General features: G+C 62.5%; 6 protein-coding genes and 2 pseudogenes. 7 read left to right on the forward strand and 1 reads right to left on the reverse strand.

All coding sequences use genetic code 11. From position 1 onward, the window contains the following. Nucleotides 1–167 precede the first annotated feature (167 nt). The 6 genes and pseudogenes from ACLP4W_RS21965 to ACLP4W_RS21990 all read left to right on the forward strand — a co-directional run bounded on the left by ACLP4W_RS21965 (nucleotide 168) and on the right by ACLP4W_RS21990 (nucleotide 2689). Nucleotides 168–500 carry a DUF732 domain-containing protein gene (locus ACLP4W_RS21965; protein ID WP_442389533.1) on the forward strand — a complete coding sequence of 111 codons (333 nt, stop codon included), beginning with the start codon at nucleotides 168–170 and terminating at the stop codon, nucleotides 498–500. A gap of 243 nt (nucleotides 501–743) precedes the next feature. Beyond that, nucleotides 744–1118, forward strand: a pseudogene (locus ACLP4W_RS21970) (cytochrome P450); the annotation flags it as partial. Between the two features lie 46 nt (nucleotides 1119–1164). Then, entirely contained in the window at nucleotides 1165–1449 is a 285-nt protein-coding gene (locus ACLP4W_RS21975) for a hypothetical protein (protein ID WP_442389534.1), read from the forward strand. A 143-nt stretch (nucleotides 1450–1592) separates the two neighbouring features. Continuing rightward, nucleotides 1593–1955, forward strand: coding sequence for a hemophore-related protein (locus ACLP4W_RS21980; protein WP_442389535.1), 363 nt, complete (start codon nucleotides 1593–1595; stop codon nucleotides 1953–1955). Between the two features lie 102 nt (nucleotides 1956–2057). Further along, nucleotides 2058–2357, forward strand: coding sequence for a hypothetical protein (locus ACLP4W_RS21985; RefSeq protein ID WP_442389536.1), 300 nt, complete (start codon nucleotides 2058–2060; stop codon nucleotides 2355–2357). A 101-nt stretch (nucleotides 2358–2458) separates the two neighbouring features. Continuing rightward, nucleotides 2459–2689 carry a hypothetical protein gene (locus ACLP4W_RS21990; RefSeq protein WP_442389537.1) on the forward strand — a complete coding sequence of 77 codons (231 nt, stop codon included), beginning with the start codon at nucleotides 2459–2461 and terminating at the stop codon, nucleotides 2687–2689. Between the two features lie 80 nt (nucleotides 2690–2769). On the opposite strand, the gene ACLP4W_RS21995 is transcribed toward ACLP4W_RS21990, so the two are convergent. Then, entirely contained in the window at nucleotides 2770–3003 is a 234-nt protein-coding gene (locus tag ACLP4W_RS21995) for a hypothetical protein (protein WP_442389538.1), read from the reverse strand. A 139-nt stretch (nucleotides 3004–3142) separates the two neighbouring features. Between ACLP4W_RS21995 and ACLP4W_RS22000 the strand changes: the two are divergent. Beyond that, nucleotides 3143–3326 (forward strand): annotated as a pseudogene (locus ACLP4W_RS22000) (hypothetical protein); the annotation flags it as partial.

A 3326-nucleotide genomic window follows, 5' to 3' on the forward strand; every position in this document is an offset into this window, starting at 1 on the left:
ACTCACAATACGACCCGGCGGGTGGGCCCTATTTCAGCCACGGCGACCTGATGTGGTAATCCACCGCAAGCATCATCCCCGCGGGGATCGGTATCGTGTTCATTGGTCCCATCATCGCCGAGGTCACGCCGGAGACCGCCATCGAATTCAATTAGGAGGGTGTCATCGTGAGAAGAGCCGTAGCGCTGATGGTCCTCGCCATAGGGTTGGCTGCGCCGGCCTACGCGGACACCACTGACGACGCATTTTTAGCCAACATCAACAGCTCCGGCATGAATTACGGCGCACCCGATAAAGCAATCTCGGTCGCGAAGACCGTCGTCTGTGGCACCCTCAACGACAACCCCAACACCAGCAACGCGGATCTGGTCGCCAAGGTGACCGCCGCGACCAACTGGCCGGCGGTGGATGCCGCCTACTTCACGGGAGCTGCCATACAAGCCTACTGTCCCCAGTACGGTCAGACCGCTCCCAAAAAGCCGGGGTTTCACTCGGTGTGAACGCGGCGCCCTATCCGATCACCAACAGCCGCAATGTGATTCGGATCTAGTCACTTGGTCGTAGCCGGAAATCGGCATGGGTTGCAGGTCATCTGCCCCGCTTGGTCGGGATATCGCGTCGGCATTGTGCGTCGCTGGCCCGGCGATGTTCACGCGCGTCGGGCACAATGTCGGCGTGACGACCGCGCCGACCGAGCAGGCCGAATCACAAGGGTTGCTGCTGCGGCTGATGGACCCGGCCAACCGATCGTGGAGGAGACCCTGCGTTACGACCCGCCCACGCAATTTGTCGGCCGAACTGCCGCCGACGACATGACGATCGGGGGAATCGAGGTGCCCGCGGGCGACGCGATGCTGCTGTTGCTGGCCGCGGCTCAGCGTGATCCGGCCGAGTTCGACCGACCCGACACCTTCGATCCGGATCGTGGGGTGTTGCGGCACTTGGGATTTGGTCGCGGTGTGCATTATTGCCTGGGCGCGCCGCTGGCGCGGCTGGAAGCCGGCATGGCCCTGTCGGCGATAACAGCGCGCTTCCCGGACGCGCGGCTGGACAGCGAGCCGCAGTACAAGAAGAACCTCGCGCTGCGCGGTTTATCGGAACTGACGGTCGCGGTGTAGTTCGCTGCGTTCGCAGCCACCTCGCTGCATCTGCAACACTTTGGCGATGCCCGTCTTGCACATCCAACACCCGATCGCCGACCTCGACACATGGCTTCGGGATTTCGCCAGCCGTGCGCCTGTGCGGGAGCAGGCTGGCGTCACCGAAACGCACGTCCTTCAGGCCGAGGACGACCCGCACTACATCGTGGAACTTCTCTTCTTCGACACAGCAGAGGCCGCAAACAATTACCGGACGTTCATGCGCGAGCAGGTGTGGTCATCGTCGTCGCCGGGGCTGGCCGGCCATCCGCACAGCATCATCCTTCACGAGGTGAAAAGCCGGCTCTGAGGATTAATCCGCCGTATCGCGGAAAAGCGGTTATCTGAATCTGCTTAGCTTGAGCCGGGCGACGACCGCGGTCGGTTGCGGCCAGGTGGATTACCGGATGAAGGAGCCAGTTATGTTCCTCGCAGATAATCATTCCGCGCCGAGTGGTAGTCGGCGCGATCGGCGCTGGCGCGGTTGCCGGCACGCTGTTATGTGCTACCGCGGGGAACGCCGCGGCTGATCCGCCGCCCCGGCCGCCCGACTGCACCGCTGCGGACGTAGCCGGTGTCGCGGCCGGTGTTGCGACGGCGCTCTCGACCTACCTGTTCATGCACCCGGACGTGAACGGGTTCTACACCGGCCTTCAGGATCAGCCCAAAGATCAGATCCGCGACGACGTGCAGAACTACTTCAACGCCAACCCGCAGGAGCAAGCCGACCTTGAGGGCATCCGTCAGTCGCTGGTTGACATCAGGCAGCGTTGCCAGTGGACTCCATTACTTGGGCAGGGCGGCGCCACTCCCTAAGCGATCGGGCCGCGGGACGTGACCATGTCCCAAAGCTGACGACAATTGCCAGTTCACAATTCGACCAAAAGAAGCCACGGCCGTGACGGGAAGGAGATTGCGATGAATCTGTGGGGGCGGTCTTGGACTGCCGCGGGGATCGCGGTGTTGGCTCTTGCGTCGATTCCTGAGGTGTATGCCGTCGTGCAACCGTCCGGCGTGGCCAACGCCGACGTCTGCGCGAGCGTCGGCAGGCGTATTTCAGTTAGCGGGTGCACCAACGTTGCCGATACTGTCAACACGTATGTCCCACCGCCGGCCGACTACGCGCCGCTGCCGCAGGACTTTCCGCCCCCACCACCGCCGCCGGTAAGTGTGTGCGTCGGAGCCGGCCGGCGAATCCATGTAAGCGGGTGCTCCTGAAAGCGCGACTCCGGGTGTGGGCGTCGGGACTTCACCCTTTGGTCGACTCCCGGCAAGCTGTGGCCATCCGTTTGTGTCAGGCTTCATGCGAGACTCCGGTCGTGACTTATGACGTTCACATTCGAACCGTTGACGGCTTTGTCCAGTACCCCAACGCATTCAGCGTTGGCGTCCAGGACGGGATCCTGATGGTCCAGGTTGGGGAAGACGTGGAGCATTCGGACAACATTTACTTCAGCCCCGGCTACTGGTGTCAGTACGCGGTAGACCCTCACAGCGACGACCCCCTGAACTTAGATTTCGACGACTTGGACGACGTAGACGACGAATAGGGGCCCAGCCGGTGGGTGCGCGACAGCGAAACTTAGGCCCGGGCGCCCGGCGCCGTCACTTCACCTAAGGGGCTACCGTTTCAGCGAGCCTGTTTGGCGAGTTGGCGCGCGGGGGCGTGCCTGTCGCTGTTCAGGTATCGACGTTGTAGCCCGTTGATATGGGTTTGTGCTTCGTTGATGTCTTGCCTCAGGGCGGCTGCTTCCCCCCGGGCATCCCGGTGTTCCAGCCAGGTCAGCTGGCGGGTCATTTCGTCCAGCAGATCGCACAACGCCCGGATCAGCGCCACGGCCTGGGCAGCATCGCGTTCACCCATGGGAGGAATCGTTGCATCAATGGCCTCATCCTGAAAGGGGGATGGCCCATTTGAAACAAGCCGCTTAACGAATCGTAAAACTCGTCCCTGCTTCCCGAGCAGAGCAGAGGAGGCCCGCTCAGCCCGGTAGCGTGCGGCTATGACGTTCAAAGTCGTGTGGGCCGATGGCAGCGAGAACACGTACGGAGACGACCTTCATTTCGACACCGAGGGCGCCGTTCTCAAGATTGGCTACACCAAGGGCAGGTGGTCGTGGTATTTCGCGCCCCATCAGTGGGCACACATCGAGCATGAGCCGCGGGACGCAGTGCCGCCTCCATTCC

Source organism: Mycobacterium sp. (assembly GCF_052145595.1).
Taxonomy (GTDB): domain Bacteria; phylum Actinomycetota; class Actinomycetes; order Mycobacteriales; family Mycobacteriaceae; genus Mycobacterium.